17 protein-coding genes are annotated in these 23667 nt (G+C 70.9%); 11 read left to right on the top strand and 6 right to left on the bottom strand.

Annotation, left to right across the window (positions count from 1 at the left end):
* The first annotated feature begins 2 nt into the window (after nt 1-2).
* From QTI51_RS01760 to QTI51_RS01730, 7 genes are all read left to right on the top strand, one after another.
* A complete protein-coding gene (locus tag QTI51_RS01760; RefSeq protein WP_286513065.1) occupies nt 3-2666 on the top strand; it encodes a baseplate J/gp47 family protein in 2664 nt (887 codons plus the stop codon).
* A 154-nt stretch (nt 2667-2820) separates the two neighbouring features.
* On the top strand, nt 2821-5169 hold the full coding sequence (locus tag QTI51_RS01755) for a phage tail protein (protein ID WP_116908442.1): 2349 nt from the start codon (nt 2821-2823) through the stop codon (nt 5167-5169).
* Nucleotides 5170-5185: 16 nt separating this feature from the next.
* Nucleotides 5186-9997: an Ig-like domain-containing protein gene (locus QTI51_RS01750; protein ID WP_207786648.1), complete on the top strand. Its 4812-nt coding sequence runs from the start codon at nt 5186-5188 to the stop codon at nt 9995-9997.
* A gap of 58 nt (nt 9998-10055) precedes the next feature.
* A complete protein-coding gene (locus tag QTI51_RS01745) occupies nt 10056-10772 on the top strand; it encodes a M35 family metallo-endopeptidase (protein ID WP_116908443.1) in 717 nt (238 codons plus the stop codon).
* Nucleotides 10773-10829: 57 nt separating this feature from the next.
* On the top strand, nt 10830-12335 hold the full coding sequence (locus QTI51_RS01740; RefSeq protein ID WP_116908444.1) for an eCIS core domain-containing protein: 1506 nt from the start codon (nt 10830-10832) through the stop codon (nt 12333-12335).
* A 14-nt stretch (nt 12336-12349) separates the two neighbouring features.
* Nucleotides 12350-12898, top strand: coding sequence for a hypothetical protein (locus QTI51_RS01735; RefSeq protein WP_116908445.1), 549 nt, complete (start codon nt 12350-12352; stop codon nt 12896-12898).
* A gap of 16 nt (nt 12899-12914) precedes the next feature.
* A complete protein-coding gene (locus QTI51_RS01730; RefSeq protein WP_286513739.1) occupies nt 12915-14612 on the top strand; it encodes an eCIS core domain-containing protein in 1698 nt (565 codons plus the stop codon).
* Nucleotides 14613-14655: 43 nt separating this feature from the next.
* Here the strand turns inward: QTI51_RS01730 and QTI51_RS01725 are convergent, their stop codons facing one another.
* The 5 genes from QTI51_RS01725 to QTI51_RS01705 form a co-directional block, all read right to left on the bottom strand.
* A complete protein-coding gene (locus QTI51_RS01725; RefSeq protein ID WP_286513070.1) occupies nt 14656-15684 on the bottom strand; it encodes a sigma-54 interaction domain-containing protein in 1029 nt (342 codons plus the stop codon).
* Nucleotides 15685-15874: 190 nt separating this feature from the next.
* Entirely contained in the window at nt 15875-16651 is a 777-nt protein-coding gene (locus QTI51_RS01720; RefSeq protein WP_116908447.1) for a class I SAM-dependent methyltransferase, read from the bottom strand.
* Entirely contained in the window at nt 16651-17172 is a 522-nt protein-coding gene (locus tag QTI51_RS01715; protein WP_286513074.1) for a DNA-deoxyinosine glycosylase, read from the bottom strand. Before QTI51_RS01715 ends, QTI51_RS01720 begins: the two co-directional genes overlap by 1 nt.
* A 97-nt stretch (nt 17173-17269) precedes the next feature.
* Nucleotides 17270-17749, bottom strand: coding sequence for a hypothetical protein (locus QTI51_RS01710; RefSeq protein ID WP_116908449.1), 480 nt, complete (start codon nt 17747-17749; stop codon nt 17270-17272).
* 132 nt (nt 17750-17881) lie between these two features.
* Complete coding sequence (locus tag QTI51_RS01705; RefSeq protein ID WP_116908450.1) at nt 17882-18742, bottom strand: TatD family hydrolase; 861 nt, start codon at nt 18740-18742, stop codon at nt 17882-17884.
* 90 nt (nt 18743-18832) lie between these two features.
* Here QTI51_RS01705 and QTI51_RS01700 point away from each other — a divergent pair, with 90 nt between their 5' ends.
* The 4 genes from QTI51_RS01700 to QTI51_RS01685 are packed head-to-tail and all read left to right on the top strand — an operon-like array spanning nt 18833 to nt 22927.
* On the top strand, nt 18833-19849 hold the full coding sequence (locus QTI51_RS01700) for a S1C family serine protease (protein ID WP_116908451.1): 1017 nt from the start codon (nt 18833-18835) through the stop codon (nt 19847-19849).
* Between the two features lie 42 nt (nt 19850-19891).
* Complete coding sequence (locus QTI51_RS01695; protein ID WP_286513077.1) at nt 19892-20914, top strand: AAA family ATPase; 1023 nt, start codon at nt 19892-19894, stop codon at nt 20912-20914.
* Entirely contained in the window at nt 20895-21893 is a 999-nt protein-coding gene (locus QTI51_RS01690) for a DUF58 domain-containing protein (protein ID WP_286513079.1), read from the top strand. Before QTI51_RS01695 ends, QTI51_RS01690 begins: the two co-directional genes overlap by 20 nt.
* Nucleotides 21890-22927, top strand: a complete 1038-nt coding sequence (locus tag QTI51_RS01685; RefSeq protein WP_116908454.1) for a VWA domain-containing protein — start codon at nt 21890-21892, stop codon at nt 22925-22927. Before QTI51_RS01690 ends, QTI51_RS01685 begins: the two co-directional genes overlap by 4 nt.
* 44 nt (nt 22928-22971) lie before the next feature.
* Here QTI51_RS01685 and QTI51_RS01680 read toward each other — a convergent pair whose 3' ends face one another.
* Nucleotides 22972-23538: a TetR/AcrR family transcriptional regulator gene (locus QTI51_RS01680; protein ID WP_286513082.1), complete on the bottom strand. Its 567-nt coding sequence runs from the start codon at nt 23536-23538 to the stop codon at nt 22972-22974.
* Nucleotides 23539-23667: the final 129 nt, after the last annotated feature.

Raw genomic sequence — 23667 nt, 5'->3', positions numbered from 1 at the left:
CGATGGCCTGCGATGCGCTCATTACTGACGGCTTCCGCTTTCCGCGGCTGCCCTTCAACCGGCCGGGCCTGCCGCGCATGGCGTGGCGCATCGGCCGCTACCCCGACTTCGTCGAGGCCATGACGCGCCGCATCGACGCCGCGCCCGAGCTCGCCGAATGGACGCACCGCGACCCCGACGACCCGGCCATCGCGCTCATGCAGGGCGCGGCCGTGCTCGGCGACATCCTGAGCTTCTACCAGGAGCACTACGCCAACGAGGCCTTCCTGCGCACCGCCGCATGGCGCACCAGCGTGAGCGACCTGGTGCGGCTCACCGGCTACCGGCTCGCGCCCGGCATCGGCGGGCGCGCGACCTTCGCCTTCGAGGTGCGCGGCACGCAGCCGGTGACGGTTCGCGCGGGTTTTCCGGTGAAGGCCGACCTGCGCGACGTGAGCGCGCCGGCGGACTTTCAGACGGTGGACGAGCTGGTCGCGTGGCCGCACCTGGGGCGCTTCAACCTGTACCGGCAGCGGCAGTACGGCTGGGTCATCGGCGCGGGGCAGGCGCGCGTGGAGCTGGCCACGGTGGGCGGCGCGGGCGACTCGGCCTCGCTCGAGGCGGTGGAACTGAAGAAGGGCGACCGGCTGGTGTTGGTACCCGAGGAGAACCTGCTGGGCCTGCAGTTCCAGCTGGCGCTGGGGTGGACGCTGAACCAGAGCTACGAAGAAATCGTGGTGGTGGAGAAGGTCGAGCGCCAGCTCGGGCGCGTGGTGCTCACGCTGGCCGGCAACTTCACGCACGGCTGGTTCACGCACTGCCGGGCCTTCCTGCTGGGGCGCAGCTTCAGGCACTTCGGCGCGAGCGCGCCGCCGCAGTTCGTGGAGAGCAGCGGCGGCAGCGCGCCCGTCACCACGGTGAGCAACACGCCCTTCACGCGCGGCAGCAAGTCGACCGTGGCCTACGCGAGCCCCTACATGGCGCTCGATGCGCAGACCTTTCCGCTGGAGCAGGAGGTGCACGACCTGGCCGCCGGCGGCACCGCGCTCGTCACCGGCACGGTGGGCTTCCCCATCGCGGTGACGCGCACCATCGCCACCGTGCGCTCGCAGCCCGCGCGCTGGGGCAACCTGAACATGCCCGCCAGTTTCGTGCGGCTGGACCGCGCCTTCGCGCCCGACTGGACATCGGCCTTCCCCACCTTCCAGGCGCTGGCCGACCTGCGCACCTTGCGGCTGCACGAAACCAGGGGGCCGATGCTGCAGCTGCGCCCGCTGGCCACCTTCGACGGTTCGGCCTTCGCCAACGGCACGCAAGCGTTGAGTTTCTACGGCAGCGCCGCGCAGGCCGGCGCGCTGGCGGGGCGCAAGCTGTACCTGTCGCATGCCGACGGGCGCAGCGTGGAGCTGACCTGCACGAACGTGCCCGCGGACTTCTCCGCACCGGTGCCACCTGCACAAAACGTTGCGCGCATGTGGCCGCTGTCTTTCGACCGCGCGCCTGCGCCCTTCACGCGCGCCGACTTCGACGAGGCCACGCCGGCCGTCACCGTGTTCGGCAACCTGGCCGATGCCACGCAGGGCAAGCAGGAGGCCGACGCGGTGCTGGGCAACGGCGACGCGCGCCAGGCGCTGCAGACCTTCGTGCTGCCCAAGTCGCCGCTGACCTACTGGCTGTCGAACGGCGCGGTGCCGCCGCAAACGCCGTTCCTCGACGTGTGGGTGGGCGGGCGCCTGTGGACGCGGGTCGATGCCTTCTTCGGCCGCGGCCCGCAGGAAGAGATCTACATCGTGCGCGAAGACGCCGAGGGCCGCAGCTTCGTGCAGTTCGGCGACGGCGAGACGGGCGCGCGCCTGCCTTCGGGCATGAAGAACGTGGTGGCGCGCTACCGCAGCGGCACCGGTGCGCGCGGGCCGGTCAAGCCCGGAGCCACGCCTTCGTCGAGCGAGCGGCCCGAGGGCTTCGACAAAGTGTCGCTGGCGGGCATCGTGTCGGGCGGCGCCGACCCCGAAGACCTGGAGAAGGCGCGCGAGGCCGCACCCGGCAAGGTGCAGAGCCTGGGCCGCCTCGTGAGCCTGCGCGACTTCGAGACCGAGACGCTGTCGGTGCCCGGCGTGACGACCGCCACCGCGGCGTGGGACCTGTACCAGGGCGTGCCCGCGGTGATTCTCCGGGTGCTGCTGGAGGCCGGGCGCGAGGCCGAGTTCGCGGACGTGCGCGCCACGCTCGCGCACGCGCAGCGCTGCCGCGGCCCCGACCGCTTTCCGGTGATCGTGCAGCAGGCCTTGCTGCGCTACGTGTTCGTCGACGTGAGCTACGCGCGCGACCCGACGTACCGGGCGGAGGACGTGGCCGCGGCATTGCGCGCGGCCATGGGCCTGGCCGGCGATGCGGACCACGAGCGCACCGGGCTCTTCGGCCTGCGCGCGCGCCGGCTGGGCGAGCGCGAGTACGCGAGCCGCATCGAGGGCCGGCTGCAGAACGTGCCCGGCGTGCTGTGGTGCCGCGTGAGCGCGATGGGGCGCTTTGCCGCGGGGGTGACGGACACGGCGACGCTGGCGCTGCCGAACCCGCCGCGCCCGATGGCCGCGCTGCTGCCCTGCACGCCGCGCGAGCTGCTGCAGCTGCTGCCGGCGCACCTCACGCTGACACCGGCGGTCGAGCCGTCGGCAGGGGAATGCGCATGAACACGAAACCCACGACGGTCTCGCATTGCTCCTTCCCCCTTTGGGGGAAGGCCGGGATGGGGGCAGCCAGAGCGCCCGATGGACACGCCGCGTGCCCCCACCCCAACCCTCCCCCAAAAGGCGAGCGAGAAAGAAAACAACTGGGAGCGCCCGCATGAGCACCCCCACCGTCCCCCTCTTCGACCGCCTCCCCGAGATCTACCGCACGCGCGACTCGGAGCAGTCTCCCGCCTACCCGCTGCGCGCCTACCTCGGCGCCATCGAGGAGGCCTTCGGCGCGCTGCACGACGACATCGGCCGGCTCTACGACAACCTCTTCATCGACACCTGCGAAGACTGGGTCGTGCCCTACCTGGGCGACCTGCTGGGCACCACGCACCTGAAGGGCGAGCCGCGCACGCTGCGCGCCGACGTGGCCGACACCATCGCGCTGCGCCGCCGCAAGGGCACGCTGGGCGCCATCGAGCGGCTCGCGGCCGACCTCACGGGCTGGGCCTGCCGCGGCGTGGAACTGCGCGAGAACCTGGGCTGGCGCCAGCACCTGAACCACCAGCGCCCCGACGCCGGCGGACTGCCGCCGTGGGGCGGAGACGGCATCACGCGCTTCATGGTCCCGCGCGGCGGCACCGCCCCCGTTCGCGACCCGGCCTCGCTCGCCCTGCTGGGCACGCCCTTCGACACCTTCGCGTACAGCGCCGACGTGAAGCCGGCGGTGGACGACGTGCGCCACGTCAACCTGCCGAACCTCGCGATCTTCCTGTGGCGGCTCTCCGCCTGGCAGTGGCCTGCGCTGCCGCCGCTGGTGAAGGGCACGAGCGACCTGGGCGCGCAGCCCGCGCCGCTCGCGCGCTTCGCGATACGGCTGGACCTGCACCCGCTGGACCGGCCGGTGCGGCTCTTCAACATCGCGCGGCCCGCCGACCTCGACCTGAGCGCCTCCGGCGGCGTGGTCGCGCCCCTCACGCAGCCCGACGCCGTGCCCGGCCCCATGCTCGACGCGCGCATCACGACCGGGGCCACCAGTACCACCGGCGCGCAGGCCGGCCACCCCGAGGCCTATGTGCACATCGACTTCTTCGACGACACCGCCGCCCCGCCCACCGGGCTCGACCTGGCGAACGTCGGGCTGAACCTGTTCCTGCCGCAGTCATCGCAGGCACTGTTCGCCGCGACCGCGTGGCGCTTTCGCGGCGACAACCTCTGTGCCTGGGAAACCGGCCTGCGCCAGCCGGTCGCCGACGGCGAGGTCGTCATCGACCCCGACATCGGCCGCGTGCTGGTCGGCGTGGGCACCGCGGCGCAGCGCGATGCGCTGGTCACGGGCACGGAGGCGCGCTTGTACGCCAGCTTCACCTACGCGAGCCCCGGCCCGGTGGGCGCACAGCCGGTGGTGCGCCGCCCGTTCGAGCGCGACGGCGTCGAGGTGCGCGAAGCCAGCGCATTGCCCGGCGGCACGCCGCTGCAGGCGCAGATGGACAACCTGGCCACCGCCACGCAGCCGGTCGTCATCGAGCTGCAGGACAGCGGCGTGCACACGCTGGACATCGGCGCGCTCGCAGGCACGGCCATCGACGGCGGCGTGTCGGTGCGGCTCGCGCATTCGCTCACCGTGCGCGCTGCCGACGGGCAGCGGCCCGTGGTGCTGCTCGCGCGACCGCTGGGTTTCAGGCCCGTCGACGCGGTGGACGCGACGCTGGACGCGCCCGCCGTGCGGCTCGAAGGCCTGCACCTCGCGCCCGGCGCAGGCTTTGCGGCGGGCAGCGCGCTCATCGCGCGTGCCGCCCTCGCGCGGCTGGAAATCATCGGCTGCACGCTGGACCCCGGCGGCCACGCGCTGCGCGACGACAGCCGCGCGCCGATGACGCCCGCGCTGCATCTGGAAAACGGCTACGGCTTCGCGCAGGCCGCCGACCGCGACGCCTTCGTGCCGACGCCCGACATCGTGGTGCAGCGTTCGGTCGTGGGGGCCATCGCGGTGGACGACCGCTACCGGCTGGACATCGCCGACAGCGTTGTAGACGCAGGGCTTGGCGTGGACGATGTACCGAACGGCACCTTCGCCATCGGCGCCGCCACCGACCCTGGCAACGCCTGGGCCGCGCCGCTGCAGTTCCAGGGCGTCACGGTGTTCGGCCCCGTGCGCACCAGCGCGGTGGGCGGCGCGGGTGGCCTGTTCGCGCAGCGCTTCGAGGTGCTCGACAACCAGCACGGCTGCATCAAGTGGAGCTGGTTCAGCGCAGGCGCGAACCGCCTGCCGCCCAACCACTTCTGCCTGCACGCGGGCGATGCGCGCCTGGCCTTCACCGCCGAGCGCTTCGGCGACCCGGGCTATGCGCAGCTGGCGCGCGGCAGCGACGTGCGCATTCGCACGCGCGGCCCCGACGACGACGCGATGGGCGCCTTCGGCTTTCTGCTGGAGGCGCACAAGTGGACCAACCTGCAGGTGCGGTTGCGCGAGTTCATGCCGGTCGGCGTGCGGCCGCTCGTCGTGCCTGTGACATGACAAAGAGGGGGCTGTGATGCAAGGCGATTTCTCCAACCTCGACTTCGATCCGCATGCGCACGAGCGCGGCGTGGCGCCCGCCGCCAACGGCGTGCTGCGCAACGTCAACGGGGTGCTGCACCAGCAGGGCCGCGTGTCGCTGGACACCGACTTCACCGACGGCCAGCTGCTCGAGCTGGGCTGGCAGGCGCAGGCCGGGCGCGACGTCATCGGCGCGGGCGTGTGCGCGGTGCCGGCCGACGAGGCCGACGGCTTCAAGGTGCAGTCGGCCGCGGTGGTGAACGGGCAGGTGCATGTGCAGCTGCACCCCGGGCGCGCGTGGGCCGACGGCATCCTCGCGCGGCTGGCCGGCGCGGCGGCCGACCCGGCGGCGCTGGTCGAGCGCACGGCCACCTACTTCGGCCCGCCACTTTCCAGCCCGCTGCCCTCCAGCCCGTTGCCCACGCCCGACAGCATCGACGACGGCGTGCGCGACGCGGTGATCCTCGAGGTGTCCGAAGAGTCGCTGCACGGCTTCCAGTACCCGGAGCGCCTGATCGAGCCCGCGCTCGGCGGGCCCGACACCACCGAGCGCGCCTACGTCAACTACCGCATCCGCCTGCTGCGGCTGGGCGCGGACGAAGACTGCGACACCATTCGCGCCAAGCTGCGCGACGACCTGTCGGCCAAGGGCCGGCTCACCGCGTCGCTGGCGCCGGTGATCGCCATCGCGGGCGACTGCCCGGTGGTGGGCGGCGGCGGGTACACGGGCTTCGAGCACAACCTGTACCGCATCGAGATCGCCGAAACCAGCCAGGGCACGGCGCGCTTCAAGTGGTCGCAGTGGAACGGCGGGCTCGCCGCGCGCGGGCGCTTCGACGCCACGGTGAACCCGCCGCGCGTGACGCTGGACGCGGGCCGCGCGGCGGTCATCCACTCGGGCCTGAATGCCTTCTACCTGGAGGCGCTGCAGTACGACGAGGCCATCGGCGCGTGGCAGCCGAGCTATGGCGCCATGGCCACGCTCACCACCGACCACGACCTGGAGCTGGCCGTGCCACCGGTGTTCGGCGCCTTGCCCTCGACCACCGATTCGGTGTTCTTCCGGCTGTGGAACGGCATCGCCGATGTGGCCGCCTTCACCAACGCGGTCGACCCGGTCGAGCTGCGCGACGGCATCCGCCTGCAGTTCGACGCACCGGGCGCGGGCAACTATCGCCCCGGCGACTACTGGACCTTTGCCGTGCGCGCGGGCGAAATCGCCAACCCCGCCGTGCTGGTGGACGACGCGCCGCCCACGGGCATCGTCTACCACCGCGTGGCGCTCGCCGAAATCGACTGGACGGGCCGGCGCAACACCGACATCTCGGGCGCCATCGAAGACTGCCGCAAGCGCTTTCGCCCCCTCACCAACCAGAAGATCTGCTGCACCTTCCTGGTGGGCGACGGCGTGTCCAGCTTCGGCGACTTCAACGCGCTGGAAGAAGCCGCGCGCCACCTGCCGCTGGCCGGCGGCGAGCTGTGCCTGCTGCCCGGGCTGCACCGCGCCAACCTCGCGCTCACGGGCCGGCGCAACGTGGTGGTCCACGGCTGCGCGCGCCGCTCCATCGTGCTGCCGCGCACCGACACGCGCACCCAGCCCATCCTGTCGTTCACCGATTGCGACGGCATCGAGGTGCGCGAGCTCGACCTGGTCACCTACGACGGCATCGCCATCGCCATCGAAGGCACGGCCGAGGGCAGCTGCCGCGACCTGCGGGTGCACGGCTGCCGCGTCATCGCGCGCACCAACGCCATTCGCGCCACGCAGGCGGCCGAGCTGAAGATCGACGACAACCGGCTGCACCTGCTCGACACGGTGGACGGGCGCGCCACCATTTCCATCAACGCCGACGACGTGCTCATCGAGCGCAACACGCTGGTGCTGCTGCCCTTTGTGGACGACACGCCCGACGACCCCGACACGCCCGACGACGACCCCACGCGCGACCCTGCCGACCCCTGCGCGCGGCCGCAGGTGATCTACAGGTTTCCGAAGCTGGTGCTGCTCTATGCGTTCAAGGTGTGGGCCTTCGCGCTGGTGAAGCTGGTGCCCCGGCAGCCGTACCGCGCCTTCGGCGGCATCCATGTGCGCCAGGGCTCGGAGCGCGTGCGCATCGTGCAGAACCGCATCGTGGGCGGCGGCGGCAACGGCATCACGCTGGGGGGCGACATCGACCCGCCGCCGCCGGTGATCATCGAGCGCGCGAACCCGGGCAATGTGACCGGTGGGAGCCTGAGCGCGTCGCTCTCCACGGCGTCCTTCGCGACCGCTGCAGCGGCAGCCGCCCCCGATGCGCCGGGCGCCGCCGTGAACGTGACGGCCAACGGCCAGTTCCTCGCGCTGGTGCAGGACGAGAAGGGCAAGCCCGTGCCCGATGTCGACGTGTACCTCGAGGCCGACACCACCGCCACCGACCGCAGCGACGCCCAGGGCATGGCCAGCGTGAAGACCGCCGCCGGCGCCTACACGCTGGACGTGTCGCCGCAGTACCGCGTGCTGCGCGTGGCCGAGGCGCGCGACGCCGACGGGGTGCTGGTGAACGCGGTCACGGTCGCGCCGCGCGCGGTGGACGTGGCCGCGGCCAAGCGCGGCTTCCTGCACGAGATCGGCATCGAGGGCAACGACGTGTCGATGATGGGCCTGTCGGGCATCGGCTTCGCGCTGCGCGACGGCGCCACGCTGGCCGCCAAGACGCCGGCCATTCCGGCCAACGACCCCAAGGGCGCGCTGCTGGCGTACATCGACGCGGCCATCCTCAACCTGGGGCTCACGCCGCTGCTGCGCGCCACCGACCCGGTGCGCGACCTGGTGGTGCTGGCCAACCGGCTGCACCACAACCTGCGCAACCCGTTCACCGACCCGATGGTGAAAGACGCGCAGAGCATCGGCCGCGGCGGCGTGTCGCTGGCCATCGTGGAATCGGCGGTGCTCAGCGGCAACCACGTGTACGAAAACGGGGCCAGCCTGATCGACCCGGTGTGCGGCGTGTTCGTCGGCTACGGCAACGACCTCGAAATGACCGACAACGTGCTGGCCGCGAACGGCCCCGTGGGCACCGCGGCCGACGACAACCGGCGCGCCGGGCTGCGCGGCGGCTTCTACGTTCGCTTCGCGGGCGCGCTGACCTCGCAGGCCTCGACCGCCACCGGGCGCAAGCCGGCCTTGCGCGTGCACGACAACCGGGTGGACCAGCCGGCGGGTCGCGCGCTCACGGCCTATGCCTTCGGGCCGGTGTCCGTCGCCAACAACCACCTGAACAGCGAGTTCAGCGGGCGCTTCGGCCTGCTCGACACGGTGGTGGGCGGCGTGCTGCTGTTCAACCTGGGCGGCATCCACCGGCTGCTGGCGCGCACGCTGGGCAAGTACTTCGACAACGCCAATGCCTACGCGGCGCGCGCCGAGGCGGTGCTGCCGGGCGGCGAGACGCTGTTCGACGACAACTACGTGCGCCTGGGCAGCGTGAACCGCTCGCTGGTGTCGCAGGCGCTGCTGTGCTTCGACGACCTGGGCTATTCGGCCAACACCGCGTCGGTGTTCAGGCGCGAGCCCTTCCTGGCCAATGCGGTGCTGATGGGCGACACGGTGCGCGTCACGGGCTCGCGTTTTCGCGAGGACGCGAACCACACCATCTCGGCGCTCACGCAGGGCTTTCGCACCAACATCACCACGCTCAACCAGGCCGACCACTGCATCGTGGCACGGCCCGCGCGCGTGGGCGCCAACCCGCTGCCGACCATCGACACGGCCAACCAGGTGCTGGACGCGGCCTTCTGCGACCGCACCTTCGGCAACGCGGCGGGGCTGTCGCAGTTCGCCACGCAGTCGCTCTCGGCCAATGCGCGCGAGCTGGGCGGCGCGCTGCCCGACAACGCCTTCACCACGGCCGAGATGGCCGGGCTCTCGCGACAGTACGCGGCGCGCTCCATGGCCGTGGCCAACGAGACGCACGTGGCGACCACGCAGGCCTACAGCTACGAGGCGCAGCGCCTCGCGGTGAAGCTGGGCGCCGACCACCCGATGGCGCAGGCGCTGCGCTCGCAGGCCGATGCGGGCGCGCAGACCGCGCAGCTCATCGCCAGCAGCGCCGAGGTGGCGACGGTGCAGGTGGCCGCCCCGGTGGAGGGCGGCTCCGCGCTGGGCGGGCGCTTCGTGAACGCGCGCGGCCAGGGCCAGCAGGGCTACGTGGTCGGGCTGCTGCGCGGCAACGGCACGCAGATCGAAGTGGTCGGCACCACCGACGAGGCGGGCGCCTTCTCGGCCGTGTACGACCCGAAGCAGACGGCCGTGCTGCAGAAGGAAGGCGACCTGTTCCTGCGCGTGACCGACGCGGCCGGCAAGCAGGAGATCGTGCGCAGCAAGGAGCCGGTGCGGCTCGCGCCGGGTGCGAACGTGCAGGTGACGCTGACCGGGCCGGTGCGCATCGTGCCGAAGTCGGTGGCGCTGGACGGCACGGTGATCTTCGGGACGCGCACCACGCCGGCCACGCCAGCCACGCCACCGGCACCGCCAGCGCCCACGCCTCCGGCCCCGACACCGCCTGCGCCGCAACCGCCGGCGCCACCCTCCGACACCGTGCGCACCCCGCTCGACAAGCTCGACATCGACGCGGCCACCCGCAAGCGGCTCAACGAAGCAGGCGTGCGCGATGTCGAGGGCGTGCTGGAGATCGCGCCGGCCAAGCTGGCCGATGCGCTGGGCGACAAGCAGCTCGCCACCACGCTCATCGAGCGCGCCAAGCGGCTGCTGGCCTCGCAGCCCGGGCCGGTGAAGACGGCGCGCAAGCGGGCGCCGAAAAAGAACCCGTGAAACCCTGGACGCCTGCACCCCTTAACTCGTCTCGGGCGAACCGCACAAGGAGCACGCCATGTCGGTCTTCCAGTCGGTCTCGCGCTTCGGCAACGAGCGGCATGCACGCCGGCATGCGCCGCAGGCCGCGCGCAGCGAAGCGCGCGCGGGCCCTGCCCCTTCTTCCTCGCCGCCGACCTCCTGCGCATGCGGCGGCAGCTGCCCGCGCTGCGGCGCGAAGAAGGAAGCCGGCGAGCGAAAGAACGGCGTGGTGCACGGCCCCGCCGGCACGGCCAACCGCTTCGACGACTGCCCCGCCAACTGGAAGCCGGTGGCCAACGCGGCGCAGACGCTGGGCGCCAGCTGGCTGGGCAACGTGGTGACCGGGCTGGGCGCGCTGCCGAGCCCGCTGCCGGCGCGGGTGTCGGCGCTGCTCACCACACACTTCCACACAACCTACGACAAGGACATCGCGAAAATCCTCGAACGGTTCAAGAAGCTGAACACCGCGATCAAGCAGTCCATCGACTTCCAGTGCGAGAGTTCGTGCGACAAGAACGTGCTGGCCTATGTGTACTCGGTGTGGAGCGACCTGCACGTGTGCCCCTACTGGTTCGGCTCTGCGCCCGACCTGCAGGCCAGCACGGTGATCCACGAACTGGCGCACGACGTGGTGGGCTGCGACGACAACGCCTACGAATGGGAGAGCGCCAAGTACGCAAAGATGTCGGTGAGCGACGCGATGAACAACGCCGACTCGTATGCGCACTTTGCCTGGGATGCGTCCAAGCCCTGAGGGCGCGCCGCGACAGCGGGCCGCGCAACGATCGATGACGGATGAAGGAGCCTCGCCATGCCAGACCTCCAGCCCCGCGCGAAGCCGGCCACCCGGCCCTCGGCAAGGCATCGCGCCGCGCCTGTGCGCACGCAGGTGGAACGCCGCGAGTACCGTCTGCCGGCGGGTCGGCCGCATGCATCGGCGTCCGTGCAGGCATCCGCGCACGGGGCCGCACCGTCGCGCACCGCAAGTGCCTGCGCCTGCGGCGGCGGTTGCCCACGCTGCCGCGCGAAGGCCGCGCCCCAGGGTCCGGCGCTGAGCCAGCCCGGCGACGCGCACGAGCGCGAGGCCGATGCCATCGCCGCGCGCATCGTCGCGGGCGGCCACGCGACCGGTGCGACCCGTGCGACGAGTGCCGCCGAACGCGGCACCGGCCTGCAGCGCGCGCCGCGTGGCACATCAGCGCCGCGCGCCCCCGCGGGCCTCGACACCGGCGGCCTGCGCTCCGCCTCGCGCCCGCTCGACGCCGCCACGCGCCGCTTCATGGAAGCGGGCTTCGGGCACGACTTCGGCGCGGTGCGCGTGCACACCGGCGCCGACGCGGCACGCAGCGCGGCCGGCGTCGATGCGCGCGCGTACACGGTGGGCGAGCACATCGTGTTCGGCCCCGGCGAGTACGCACCGGGCCGCGCCGAAGGCCGGCGCCTGCTGGCGCACGAGCTGGCGCACGTGGTGCAGCAATCGCGCGGCGCGGGGGGCTTCGGCACGTCGGCGCTGCAGCGCGCGCCGACCATCCAGGTGCTGCCCGCCGACTTCATCGGCCCGCCCTCGCCCACGCAGCGGCGCGCGGCCGTGTCGTGCCCCATCTCTTGCTGCTTCCAGCACCTGGGCACGCTGCACGCGATGCCGCTGGCCTTCACCGATGTGCGCCGCGGCTTCGCGGCGGCCGGCAGCGACCTGGCCTCGGGCATCGCGGCGGAGCTGCATTTCATGGCCGACACGAACCAGCCGGCCGCCGCCGACGGCTGCCACTGCGACGGCTTCCACATGATCCAGATCATCAACAGCACGCACCCGTACGACGCGCGCGGGCGCAACGACTTCGTCGACAACGACCCGAACAGCGCGCAGCCCTTCTACGGCACGCCCTCGGGCCCCTACCTGGCGGGCCAGGGCGAGCACGAGATACCGCGGGGCTTTCCGCTGCCCGACGCGGGCGAGCGCGTGAGCAGCACGGAGTCGATCTACGACATTCCGTACCGCACGCCCGCCATGCTGGGCACCACCAGCCTGAGCTGGACGGCCGAGACCTGCGTGTCGTGCGTGAAGGACAACGCGCCCGACCGGGTGCTGGGCTGCGTCACCTACGGCTTCACGCGGGCCTACAACGGCACCACGCACGCCTTCGACCCGATGGTGGCGGTGGCGCCCGACTGCCGCTCCTTTCCGTCGCAGGCGTTCGCGCGCACGCTGCGCACCGACCGCACGACCGCCGGCTACGACTTCGTGGCCGGGCCCGACTTTCCCGATTGCCCGGTGGGCGACTTCCCGGTGCCGGGCGGCGACACGCGGGTGGCTTGACGAGGGCGCGCAGCATGACGGACATCACCTTCACCTCTCCGCTGGACGCGCTGCAAGTCATCGACAGCCACGGGCGCGTGCAGCCGCCGGCCGCGCGGCTGGCGGTGGACCTGCTCGCGCTGCTGCGCCCGGCCTCCGGCGCGCACGAGACCCGCGTGCGCGTGGTGTCGGGAGCGCAACTGCCCGCCACGCTGGCCGGCAGCAGCTTCGTCGGGCTCACGCCGTCGGTGCCGATGTCGGCCGCCTCGCTGCACGGCGGCTGGCTGGTGGCGCGCGTGCCGGGCGAATTCTTCACCACCGACACGGCCACGCCGGTGCGGGTGGACGCGGTCGGCGAGGCGTGGTCGATCGACCTGCACATCGCGCACGTCGAAAACCCCAACGGCACGGCCGCGCCCTGCGACCTGTGGGTGCTGCTGGGCCTGCGCACCGACCAGCGCGCGCCGCACACGCTGCGGCTGCACTTTCCGGCGCGCTGGCTGTGGGCCGACGGGCAAGCGGCGCCGCACGCCGACGGCGCGCCGCGTCCCGCAGCGGAGAGCTTTCAGCTTGAGTTCCGCTAAGGGGCGCACAGCGCCGGTGCCGAAGCGGCAGGGCGCAAAAGCCGCGAAGGCCGGAAAGGCGCTGTCGCGCTCGCGCCCTGCCGCGTCGAGCAACGACACGCAAGCGCACCCTGAGACGGCGGCGAATGCGTGCGCATGCGGCGGCTCGTGCCCACGCTGCGCGGCCACCGCAGGCGCACCGCTGGCGTCTTCGCTTCGCACGGCGTTCGAACGCGGACTCGGACAACCGCTGGACACCGTGCGCGTGCATGCATCGAACGAAGCCGCGCAAACCGCGCATGACGTGGGCGCGCGCGCCTTCGCGACGGCCGACGCCATCGTGCTCGGCGGGCCCATGCCGTCCGCGCGGCGCATCGGCGAACGCTTTCTGCTGGCGCACGAAGTCGCGCACGTGGCGCAGATGCGCGGCGCGGGCGAGCGCCCGGACGATGCGGCCGGTCACACCCCCGACCGCATGGCCCGTCACAGCAACGACTTCGCAGCCGAAAAGGAAGCCGACCGCGCCGCCGTGCAACTGGCCTTCGGCCTCGGCCCGGCGCGCATCACGCACCGCCCCGCGCCCGATGCGCTGCTGGCCAGCCCGCTCTCCGACAGCGTGGACGCCATCTGGCTGTCCGCCGCCGACAAGGGCCGGGTGTTCGATGCCTTGCGCGCGCAGGGCCGGCCGGTGACCGACCCGGACCTCGACGCGGTGCTCGCGCGCATCTTCCCCGCCGGCTCCGACGACCTGTGGCTCGCGCAGGCCATCGCGCGCAACGGCCCCGAGCCCCTGTGGCCCACCGCCGACCTCGACGAGCGGCGGCGCCGGCAGCGCGACCACGGCTGGGCCGAGGAGCGCGGCGGCATCGCGGCGTCGTTGCTCACCACGTCGGGCGGGCGCTCGGTCGATGCCTTCTTTTTTCCCGGCACCAGCGACGAACGCGCGCTGGTCATCGCGGGCGTGCACGGTTCGGAGCAAGGCGGCATCGAGGTGGCGCAGATGCTCATCCAGACGCTGCAGAACGCGCTGCTGCGGCCCTACTACACGGTGATCGTCGTGCCCGTGCTCTTCCCGGACAACGCGGCCACGCGCACGCGCGAACGCGCCACGCCGACCAACCGCAACTTTCCGAGCCCCGGCCAGGGGCTGGACGCGGCCACCCCCGGGGGCAGTGCGACGCCGATGGACGCGGGCTCGCCGGCGCGTGCGGTGCTGCCGGAAAACATCGCGCTGATGCGGCTCATCGAGCGCTTCCGGCCCAGCCGCATCGCCAGCGTGCACGGCTCGACCACGCGCGATGCGGCGGGCATCTTCAGCGACGCGCACACGGTGTCGGCCGGCGCGCTGGCACGGGCGGCCGACCCCGCCGCGGCCGCCGCGCTGCAGGCGGCCGCGTCGGCGCGCACCGCGAGCGACCAGGCGCTGGCGCTCGCGATGGCCGGCGACATGGCGCGGCGCGGTTTCGGCCGCGGTGTGCAGGGCAACCACCTGGGCGGCACGCCGACCACGGGCTGGAGCGGCGCGATTCCGGGCGGCACCTCGCTGGGCGGCTGGGGGCCGCAGGACATCACCGAAGGCCGCGCGACCGACCGCCCGTCGATGAGCGTCATCACGGTGGAGGTGGCGACCAACACGCGCAGCACCGACCTGCGCGGCGCGGCGGCCACGGCACGCAGCGCCGAACTGGCGAGCTACCGCGACGTGATCCAGGAGATCTTTCTCGGGCGGCCCTGAGGCACCCTGTACAGCGATGTTGAAGCGGTATTGAAACGGTGGCTCAGTTCGCCTCTGCCACGCCGCGTCGGTCGATGCCGTACTTCTTCAGCAGCTTCCCGAAGGCGCGTCGCTCCTTGCCCGCGATGCGCGCGGCCTGCGTCACGTTGCCGCCGGACTGGCGCAGCACGTTGACCACGTAGTCGCGCTCGAAGCTGCGCACGGCCTCGGCCTTGGCGTCCTGGAAGTTGGCGTGGTCCTGCGTGCGCCAGCGCATGCTGTCGGCACCCTGGAAAGCTTGAGACGGTTGCGAAGGCGCGGCGGCGTGGCCCACGGTGTTGCCGTCGGCCATCAGCAGTTCGCGATGCACCCAGTTTTCCAGCTCGCGCACGTTGCCGGGCCAGGGCTGGCGGTGCAGCCAGTCGAGCGTGGCCTCGTCGAAGCGGCGCCCCGGCAGGCCGTACTTCGCGCAGAAGGCTTCGAGGAAATAGCGCGCGAGCAGCACCGCATCGCCGGGTCGCTCGCGCAGCGCGGGCAGGCGCACCTGAAGGATCTTCAGCCGGTACATGAGGTCGGCGCGAAAGTCGCCGGCCTCCACCGCGATGTCCAACGGGCGGTTGGTGGCGGTGACCAGTCGCACGTCGGTGCGCAGTTCGCGCGCGCTGCCCAGCGGCCGGTAGCGCTGGTCTTGCGCGAAGCGCAGCAGCACCACCTGCGCCTTGGCGCTCAGCGCATCGACCTCGTCGAGAAACAGCGTGCCGCCGTTGGCCTCGGCCACCAGGCCGCGGCGCGCGGCCTTGGCGTCGGTGAAGGCGCCGCGCTCGTGGCCGAAGAGCTCGGCCTCCAGCAGGTGGTCGGGCAAGGCACCGCAGTTGACGGGCACGAACGGGCCCTTGCTGCGCGCGCCCCATGCATGCACCGCGCGCGCCGCCAGTTCCTTGCCGCAGCCGGTCTCGCCTTCGACCAGCACCGGCGCGTCGCTTGCCGCCACGCGGCGCAACTGGCCGAGCATGCCGACGAAGCGGGGCGAGGCGCCGACGAGGGGCTGGCCCGACACATCGACGCCGTGGCCGGTGTGCAGCTCGCTCGGCAAGGGCGATAGAAAGCAGGCTTGGAACACGCAATGACCCGGAAGGTGGATGACGCGGTAATCGACTGGCGGGCCATCGTGAGCCGGAGGTCCCTCCCCGGTCAATATTCCATTAGTGAAGGCAGGCCTTACGTACTACCGTTTTCCGTAGGAAGTTAAACGTAAAGGCCTCTTGCCGGGGCACGGAGATGTTTCACAACGAAACCTGCATCGGCTTGAACACGCGCAGCCACTTCGGCGCGGGCAAGCTCCAGCGCGTCTGGATGGTCTGCGCGCGCTCGGCCAGCAGCTCGCGCTTGGGCCGGCTCGGCGTGCGCTGCGCGAGCACCACGGTGTTGCCTTCGCGCGTCGGCTTGAAGGCCCACACCGCGTTGGCACCGAACGCGGCGGCGATCTTCTCGAGGCTGCGTTCGTAGCTCGACGAGCGGCCGAACAGGTTCACCGTCATGCAGCCGTCTTCGGTGAGCAGCGCGCGGCAGTCGGCATAGAAGTCTTCGCTGTCGAGCACGGGCGCGGCGGCCTCGTGGTCGTACAGGTCGACCTGCAAGGCATCGACGGTGCCGTGCCACTCGGGCTTGCGGATCTCGGCCGCGGCATCGGCGATGACCACGCGCAGCTTCGGGTCGTCCGGCGGCAGCTTGAACCAGCCGCGACAGGCCGACACCACCTGCGGGTTGAGCTCGATGGCGGTGGTGCGCATGCGCAAGACCTTGCGGCTGAACTTGGTGAGCGTGGCCGCGCCCAGGCCGAGCTGCATGGCATGGCGGCTGGCCACGGTCTTGCCGTCGGCGAACAGCAGCCAGGCCATCATGCGCTGCACGTACTCAAGCTCGATCTCGAAGGGCGCGTCGATCTTCATCGAGCCCTGGACCCATTCGGTGCCCAGGTGCAGGTAGCGGATGTCGCCCCAGTCGGAGAAATTGACTTCGGGAAGGACGAGGGATTGGGCGGGTGTTTTGCTCGATGCCATCAGACGACAAGGTGGTGGGCTGCGAAGACCTCGCGCCAGGCCGCGAGCTTGCGCTCGAAGCTCCACGACGCGTTGGCGGGGCTGGTGGATGGCAGCGAATGAACCGGCACGCCGAGCGCGCGCGTGTGGCGTGCGTGCTTGAAGCTCTCGCCGCCGTTGTGCGCGATGGCGGCGAGCCTGGGCAGGTGCAGGCCGGCAATGTCGTTCACCACCGGCGAGCGAATGGCCGAGTCGAGGCTGCCTTCGCGCTCGCAGGCGCCGTACACGTCCCACACGCCCAGGCCGCGGTCGAGCAGCCACTGGCAGCGTTGGGCGTAGCTGTCGGCGCCCGAAGGCAGGGGAATGTCGGGCCACACGGCTTGCAGGATCTTCCAGAACTGGTTTTGGGGGTGTGCATAGTACTGCTGCCGTTCGAGCGACTTCACACCGGGAAAGCTGCCGAGCACGAGCACGGCGGTGTTCGGCGAGACGATGGGCGCGAGGCCCGTGAGCACGGCGGCGGATGCAGTGGAAAGCGTCATGGGCGGCATCGTGCCACTGTCGCGGCCCATGAAAAAACCCGCCGAAGCGGGTTCTTTGGGGGTTCTTTGGGGGTTCTTCGGAGAGAGGCCGGAAAGCTTATTGCTTCTTGGCGGCTGCGTTCTCGGCCGTGCCGGGAATCTTCTCGCCAATGGCGGCGCCGGTGCTGCGCATGCCGTCGGCGGCCTTGTGGCCGGTGTTTTCAACCGCGTCGCCGGTCTTCGCTGCCACGTTCTTGGTGGCGGTGGTGGCCTTCTTGGTGGTGCGCTTGGTGGCGTTCCATGCCTTCTTGCTGCCGTTTTCGGTGGCGTTGGCGGCCTTCTTGGTGGTGCGCTTGGTGGCGTCCCATGCCTTTTCAGCGCCGTTCTCGGTGGCGTTCACGGCCTTCTTGGTCGTGCGCTTGGTGGCGTCGACGGCGTTGCTGCCGGCTTCCTTCACCTTTTCGCCGGTAGTGGGTTCGGCCGTGGCCGGGGCTGCGGTGGTGGCGGGAGCCGTGGTCTGTGCCACTGCCGACACGCCGATGGAGGCGAGCGCCAGCGCGAGGACGACGGGCATGGTGCGAACAAAAGACGTGGTCATGAAAAGGCTCCTTGTTGGATGAAGTTTTGAAGTGACTGACGTGCCACTGGTCTATGCAACGAACTTCCGAACCTCAAGGATGACAGCAAATGCATGGCATCTGCACACTCGGTTGCAGGTCGGGACATTGGCCTACGCGGGGTGCGGCGGGCGTTCCGACACGGGCATCAGACTTTTCAGCCGCGGCAGCGTTTCGAGCGCATTGCGGGTGGTGGCTTCGGCCAGTTCGTCGATGCCGATGCACCGCAGCCCGGCCACCACCTGCGCGATGCGCGGCAGCTCCCCGGGCTCGTTGCGGCCCTGCGCCTCGCCGGCGTCGCGCTGGGCCTGGGTGCGGTAGAGCCAGTGCGGCTGGATGTCGGGTGCGTCGGTTTCCATGACGATCGACGCCAGCGGCAAGGTGCTGGCCAGGCGGCGCAGCTGCAGCGCGCGCTCGAAGGTCACGGCGCCGCCGAAGCCCAGCTTCAGACCGAGCGCGATGCAGGCCTGGGCCTGCTGCTCGCTGCCGTTGAAGGCATGGGCAATGCCCTGCCACGGCCTGCCGCCCGCCGTCTGGCGCAGATGCTTGAGCACCTTGTCGACCGAACGCCGCACATGAATCAGCACGGGTAACCCGTGCTTGCGTGCCAGTTGCAACTGAGTGTGAAAGAAACGCTCCTGTCGGGGGCCGTCGAGGCCTTCCACGAAGTAATCGAGCCCGATCTCGCCGACCGCGACCAGGCGCGGATCGTCGCGGCGGGCGCCGAGCTCGGCGTCGAGCGCGTCGAGGTCCTCGTCCTTCGCCTGCCCGGTGCACAGTGGATGAATGCCCAGCGCATAGGCGTCGCCCTGCGTGTGGGCCAGCTCGCGCACGGTGGCGAAATTGAACGCGGCCACCGCGGGAATGACGCACATCGCCACCCCTTGCTGCGCCGCGCGGGCGCGGATGACGGGCATCTGCGCACCGAATTCGGGCGCGTCCAGGTGGCAGTGGGTATCGACGAAGGTAGCCATCGCACCATGATGCCCGAAGGGATGCACAGCAGAAGAAAGCGTGCTACTGTGAACTCCTTCACGCGATATTTCTTTGCCGGAGGTGCTCCGATGCGCAGGCCCGCTTTCTACAGCCGTTCGCCCCGCACGCCGCCACCGGCCGCAACGGATGCGGCCGATCAGGCGGACGCGCCGGCATCGCCTGACGCAGCGCAGGCGGCCGATGCCGGCAGCGCCCTGCAGGCCGCGCCGGTGAAAAAAGCCGGCTGGCAACCCGGGCGCCGCAGCTTCGCCTTGCTCGTCGTGCTGTCGGCCGCGCTGGTCGGCGGTGCCATCTGGGCGCCGCGCCCCGGTGCCAAAGCCCTCACCCAGAAAGACATCGACGCGGCGGTGCTGCGCACGCTGCAGACCAACACCCTGCCCTCGCCCGCGGCCAAGGCGGCCGACATCATCCGGCCCTCGGTGGTGCGCGTGGTGAGCTACGGCGAGGAAAAGAACACCCCCGAGGCCAAGACGCAGAAGCGCGGGCGCAACGTGGCCAAGGGCAAGCCGCCCGAAGCACCCAACGACGGCGGCCCCACCGGCGAGGTGGAGCGCGGCGTGGGCACGGGCGTGGTGATCGTCGACAAGGGCGTGATCCTCACCAACCTGCACGTGGTCGCGGGCGCGGACAAGATCAGGGTCACTTTCTACGACGGCCTGGAGGCCGTGGCCACCATCACCGGCGTGCAGCCCGAGAACGACCTGGCGGTGCTGCAGGCGCAGAAGGTGCCCGACGACCTCATTCCGGCCACCATGCGCTCCACCGCCGACCTGCGCCCGGGCGACCAGGTGGCGGCGGTGGGCTTTCCGTTCGGCATCGGGCCGTCGGTGTCGGCCGGCGTGGTGTCGGGGCTGAAGCGCTCGTTCCGCTCGCCCGAGGGCAAGCAGGAGCTGGGCAACCTGATCCAGTTCGACGCGGCGGCCAACCCCGGCAATTCGGGCGGGCCGCTCATCAACATGGACGGCGAGGTGCTGGGCATCGTCACCGCCATCCTCAACCCCACGCAGCAGCGCACCTTCATCGGCATCGGCTTCGCGGTGCCCATCGAGAACGCGGCTTCGGCGGCGGGTTCGCCACCTTTCTGATCTTTCTTTCCCGCACTCCTTTCCTCTACGAAAGCCCTTCGCATGAGCACAGAGACCCCCAGCAGCACCTTCGCCACGCCCGTCGCCACCGCGGAGTTGATGGAGCAGATCCTCTACGAGGTCAAGCGCGTGGTGGTCGGGCAAGACCGCTTCCTGGAACGCGTGATGGTCGCCATGCTCGCGGGCGGCCACCTGCTGGTCGAAGGCGTGCCGGGGCTGGCGAAGACGCTCACCATCAAGACGCTGGCGGACACCGTGCGCGGGCATTTCAAGCGCATCCAGTTCACGCCCGACCTGGTGCCGGCCGACCTGGTGGGCACGCGCATCTACAACCAGAAGACGGGCGAGTTCAGCACCTCGCTGGGCCCGGTGTTCGCCAACCTGCTGCTGGCCGACGAAATCAACCGCGCGCCGGCCAAGGTGCAGAGCGCGCTGCTCGAAGTGATGCAGGAACGCCAGGTCACCATCGCGGGCGAAACGCACAAGGTGCCGCGCCCCTTCCTGGTGATGGCCACGCAGAACCCCATCGAGACCGAAGGCACCTACCCGCTGCCCGAGGCGCAGGTCGACCGCTTCATGATGAAGGTGCTGGTCGACTACCCCACCGACGAGGAAGAGTTCGTGATCGTGCAGCGCGTGATCGGCCCGCCGGTGGAAGCCACCGCGGTCGCGACCACCGAGCAGCTTGCCGCGCTGCAGGCCGAGGCCCGCCGCGTGTACGTCGACCCTTCGCTCATCCAGTACGCGGTGAAGCTGGTGTCGGCCACGCGCACGCCCGAGAAGCACGGCTTGAAGGACCTGCGCCGCTTCATCACCTTCGGCGCCAGCCCGCGCGCGAGCATCAGCCTGACCGAGGGCGCGCGCGCGCTGGCCCTGCTGCGCGGACGCAGCTACGCGCTGCCCGAAGACATGACCGCGCTGGTGCCCGACGTGCTGCGCCACCGCGTGACGCTGTCTTACGAAGGCCTGTCCGAAGGGCTCACGCCCGACGGCCTGGTCGAGAAGATCATGCGTGCGGTTCCCGCCCCTCCCAAGCCACTCGAACATGAAAAGCTGGGGGCGTAAGGCCCCCGCGGCCGCGAACGACGAACGGCTCGCTGCGGAAGCGGCCGTGGCCGGCGGCGCCGAGCGCGCGCTGCGCAGGCTCGAATGGACCGTCATTCGCCGCCTCGACGGCCTGCTGCAGGGCGACTACCGCACGCTGATGCGCGGCGCCGGCCTCGACCTGGCCGACCTGCGCGAATACCAGCACCACGACGACGTGCGCCACATCGACTGGAACGTCACCGCGCGGCTGCAGACGCCCTATGTGCGCGTGTTCACCGAAGACCGCGAGATGGCCGCCTGGTTCGTGCTCGACCTGAGCCGCTCGGTCGACTTCGGCTCGGGCCTGAAGGCCAAGCGCGAGATTTCGGCCGGCTTCGTCGGCGTGCTCGCGCGGCTGCTCACGCGGCACGGCAACCGGGTCGGCGCGCTGGTGTACGGCAAGGACCTCGAGGCGGTGATTCCGCCGCGCAGCGGTCGCCGCCATGTGCTGCACCTGCTGCACGCCATGGAAAAGCGCGCCGAAAAAGCCGAGGCGGCGCCCACGCAAAAAGGCATGACGCGGCTGGACGACCTGCTGAAATCGGCCGCCAACCTGATGCCGCGGCGCTCCACGGTGTTCGTGGTGTCCGACTTCCTGAGCGAGCCCGGCTGGGAACGCCCGCTGGGGCAGTTGGTGCAGCGCCACGAAGTGATCGCGGTGCGCTTGTTCGACCCGCTCGAGCTCGAGCTGCCCGACCTCGGCCTGGTGCCGCTGCGCGACGCCGAGACCGGCGAGCAGCTGTGGGTCGACACGCATGACAGCGGCTTTCGCAAGCGCTTCGCCAAACTGGCGGCCGAACGCGAGAGCACGCTGCGCGCCTCGCTGGCCAAGGCCGGCGTCGATGCGCTGGAGCTGTCGACCAGCGACGACCTGGTCGAGGCCATCGTTCGTTTTGCCGATCTGCGCAAGCGCCGCACGCGCATCGGCTCCGCAGGTGTGAAGGCGGTGGCAGCATGACCTTTCTCTGGCCTCAATTCCTCTGGCTGCTGGCGGCGTTGCCGCTGCTGGTGTTGCTCTACATCTGGCTGATTCGCCGCAAGAAGAAGATGGCGGTGCGCTACGCCAGCCTGTCGATCGTGCGCGAGGCCATGGGCACCGGGCAGAGCCTGCGGCGACATATTCCGCCGCTGCTGTTCCTGCTGGCCATGGCCGCGATGCTGGTGGCGGCCTCGCGGCCCATGGCGGTGGTGGTGCTGCCGTCGAACCAGCAGACCATCATCCTGGCGATGGACGTGTCGGGCAGCATGCGCGCGGCCGACGTGCTGCCCAACCGGCTGGTGGCCGCGCAGGAGGCGGCCAAGAGCTTCATCAAGGACCTGCCGCGCAGCGTGAAGGTGGGCATCGTCGCCTTCGCGGGCAGCGCGCAGGTGGCGCAGCTGCCCACCACCAACCACGAAGACCTGGTGACCGCCATCGACAGCTTCCAGCTGCAGCGCGCCACGGCCACGGGCAACGCCATCGTGGTGTCGCTGGCCACGCTGTTCCCCGACGCGGGGCTGGACGTGGAGCAGTTCAGCGCGCCCAGCCGCCAGCGCGGCGCGGCCATCGACTCGTCGGAGAAGAAGCTCAAGGACTTCACGCCCGTGGCGCCCGGCTCGTTCACCTCGGCCGCCGTCATCATGCTGACCGACGGCCAGCGCACCACGGGCGTGGACCCGCTGGACGCGGCCAAGGCCGCGGCCGACCGCGGCGTGCGCATCTACACGGTGGGTGTGGGCACGGTCGACGGCGAGACGATCGGCTTCGAGGGCTGGTCGATGCGCGTGCGGCTCGACGAAGACACGCTCAAGGCCATCGCCAACAAGACCAACGCCGAGTACTTCTACGCCGGCACCGCGAGCGACCTGAAGAAGGTCTACGAAACGCTGAGCTCCAAGCTCACCGTGGAGAAGAAGGAAACCGAGATCTCCGCGCTGTTCGCGCTGGGCGCGGCGGTGCTGACGCTGCTGTCGGCGGGGCTGTCGCTGCTGTGGTTCAACCGGATCCTGTGACCTCGTAGAGGCGCCCGCCCGGCCGGGCTCGGGGCTTCAGGCCTTCAGGCTTTTTGCATGGCCTGGAGGCCCTCGAGCACCTCGCGCAGTATTTCCTCGGACAGCACCTCGTCGTCCACCGCGCGCGCGAGCACCACGCCGCCGTACATCGCCGCGAGCATGCGGATCGCGTCGCCGCGCGCATTCTTCTTCGTGCGCCACGGAAAGTTGCGCGTGAAGCGGTCGATGACGGACTTCAGGTACGCCGTCAACGACGCGCCGACGCCCGCGGTGCCCTCCGCCTGGCCCGCGAAAGCCGCCACCAGGCAGCCTTCGGCGCGCGCGTCGCGGTGCTCGTGGCTCAGGTAGTCGCGCACGTAGGCACGCATGCGCTCGGGCGATTCGCCGGCCTCGTCGAGCTCCACCAGCGCGCCGGCGGCGGAGTGCGTGATGCACTCGGCCATCAGCGCCTCCTTCGAGTCGAAGTGGTTGTAGAAGGGCCCGTGCGTGAGGCCGGTGGCCTTCATGATTTCGCTCACGCTCACGCCGAAGCCGCGCTCCTTGAACAGGCGCGAGGCCTCGGACAGGATATTCTGGTGCTTTTCGGCGGTTTCCGCTGCGGGGTATCGCATGTGACCTCTTTCCGTTCCCGGGTACTTCGAACACTGGCTTGACGCTAAGCATGATAGCCATCATGCTTCGACCTGCCAAACATGATGGTCATCATGCTTAAACCGGCAGTGACCTGGCAATGACCCGGC

This window comes from Variovorax sp. J22G73 (assembly GCF_030317035.1).
Taxonomy (GTDB): domain Bacteria; phylum Pseudomonadota; class Gammaproteobacteria; order Burkholderiales; family Burkholderiaceae_C; genus Variovorax.
Note: the sequence above shows the minus strand (reverse complement) of the source record. Positions and strands in the feature narration are given on the sequence as shown.

Bases quoted from the DNA above. Each gene is read 5' to 3' on its own strand.
- QTI51_RS01740 (WP_116908444.1), top strand. From the start codon at position 10,830: ATGCCAGACCTCCAGCCCCGCGCGAAGCCGGCCACCCGGCCCTCGGCA.
- QTI51_RS01755 (WP_116908442.1), top strand. From the start codon at position 2,821: ATGAGCACCCCCACCGTCCCCCTCTTCGACCGCCTCCCCGAGATCTAC.
- QTI51_RS01745 (WP_116908443.1), top strand. From the start codon at position 10,056: ATGTCGGTCTTCCAGTCGGTCTCGCGCTTCGGCAACGAGCGGCATGCA.
- QTI51_RS01710 (WP_116908449.1), bottom strand. From the start codon at position 17,749: ATGACCACGTCTTTTGTTCGCACCATGCCCGTCGTCCTCGCGCTGGCG.
- QTI51_RS01720 (WP_116908447.1), bottom strand. From the start codon at position 16,651: ATGGCATCGAGCAAAACACCCGCCCAATCCCTCGTCCTTCCCGAAGTC.
- QTI51_RS01695 (WP_286513077.1), top strand. From the start codon at position 19,892: ATGAGCACAGAGACCCCCAGCAGCACCTTCGCCACGCCCGTCGCCACC.
- QTI51_RS01685 (WP_116908454.1), top strand. From the start codon at position 21,890: ATGACCTTTCTCTGGCCTCAATTCCTCTGGCTGCTGGCGGCGTTGCCG.
- QTI51_RS01705 (WP_116908450.1), bottom strand. From the start codon at position 18,742: ATGGCTACCTTCGTCGATACCCACTGCCACCTGGACGCGCCCGAATTC.
- QTI51_RS01700 (WP_116908451.1), top strand. From the start codon at position 18,833: ATGCGCAGGCCCGCTTTCTACAGCCGTTCGCCCCGCACGCCGCCACCG.
- QTI51_RS01750 (WP_207786648.1), top strand. From the start codon at position 5,186: ATGCAAGGCGATTTCTCCAACCTCGACTTCGATCCGCATGCGCACGAG.
- QTI51_RS01760 (WP_286513065.1), top strand. From the start codon at position 3: ATGGCCTGCGATGCGCTCATTACTGACGGCTTCCGCTTTCCGCGGCTG.
- QTI51_RS01680 (WP_286513082.1), bottom strand. From the start codon at position 23,538: ATGCGATACCCCGCAGCGGAAACCGCCGAAAAGCACCAGAATATCCTG.
- QTI51_RS01735 (WP_116908445.1), top strand. From the start codon at position 12,350: ATGACGGACATCACCTTCACCTCTCCGCTGGACGCGCTGCAAGTCATC.
- QTI51_RS01715 (WP_286513074.1), bottom strand. From the start codon at position 17,172: ATGACGCTTTCCACTGCATCCGCCGCCGTGCTCACGGGCCTCGCGCCC.
- QTI51_RS01690 (WP_286513079.1), top strand. From the start codon at position 20,895: ATGAAAAGCTGGGGGCGTAAGGCCCCCGCGGCCGCGAACGACGAACGG.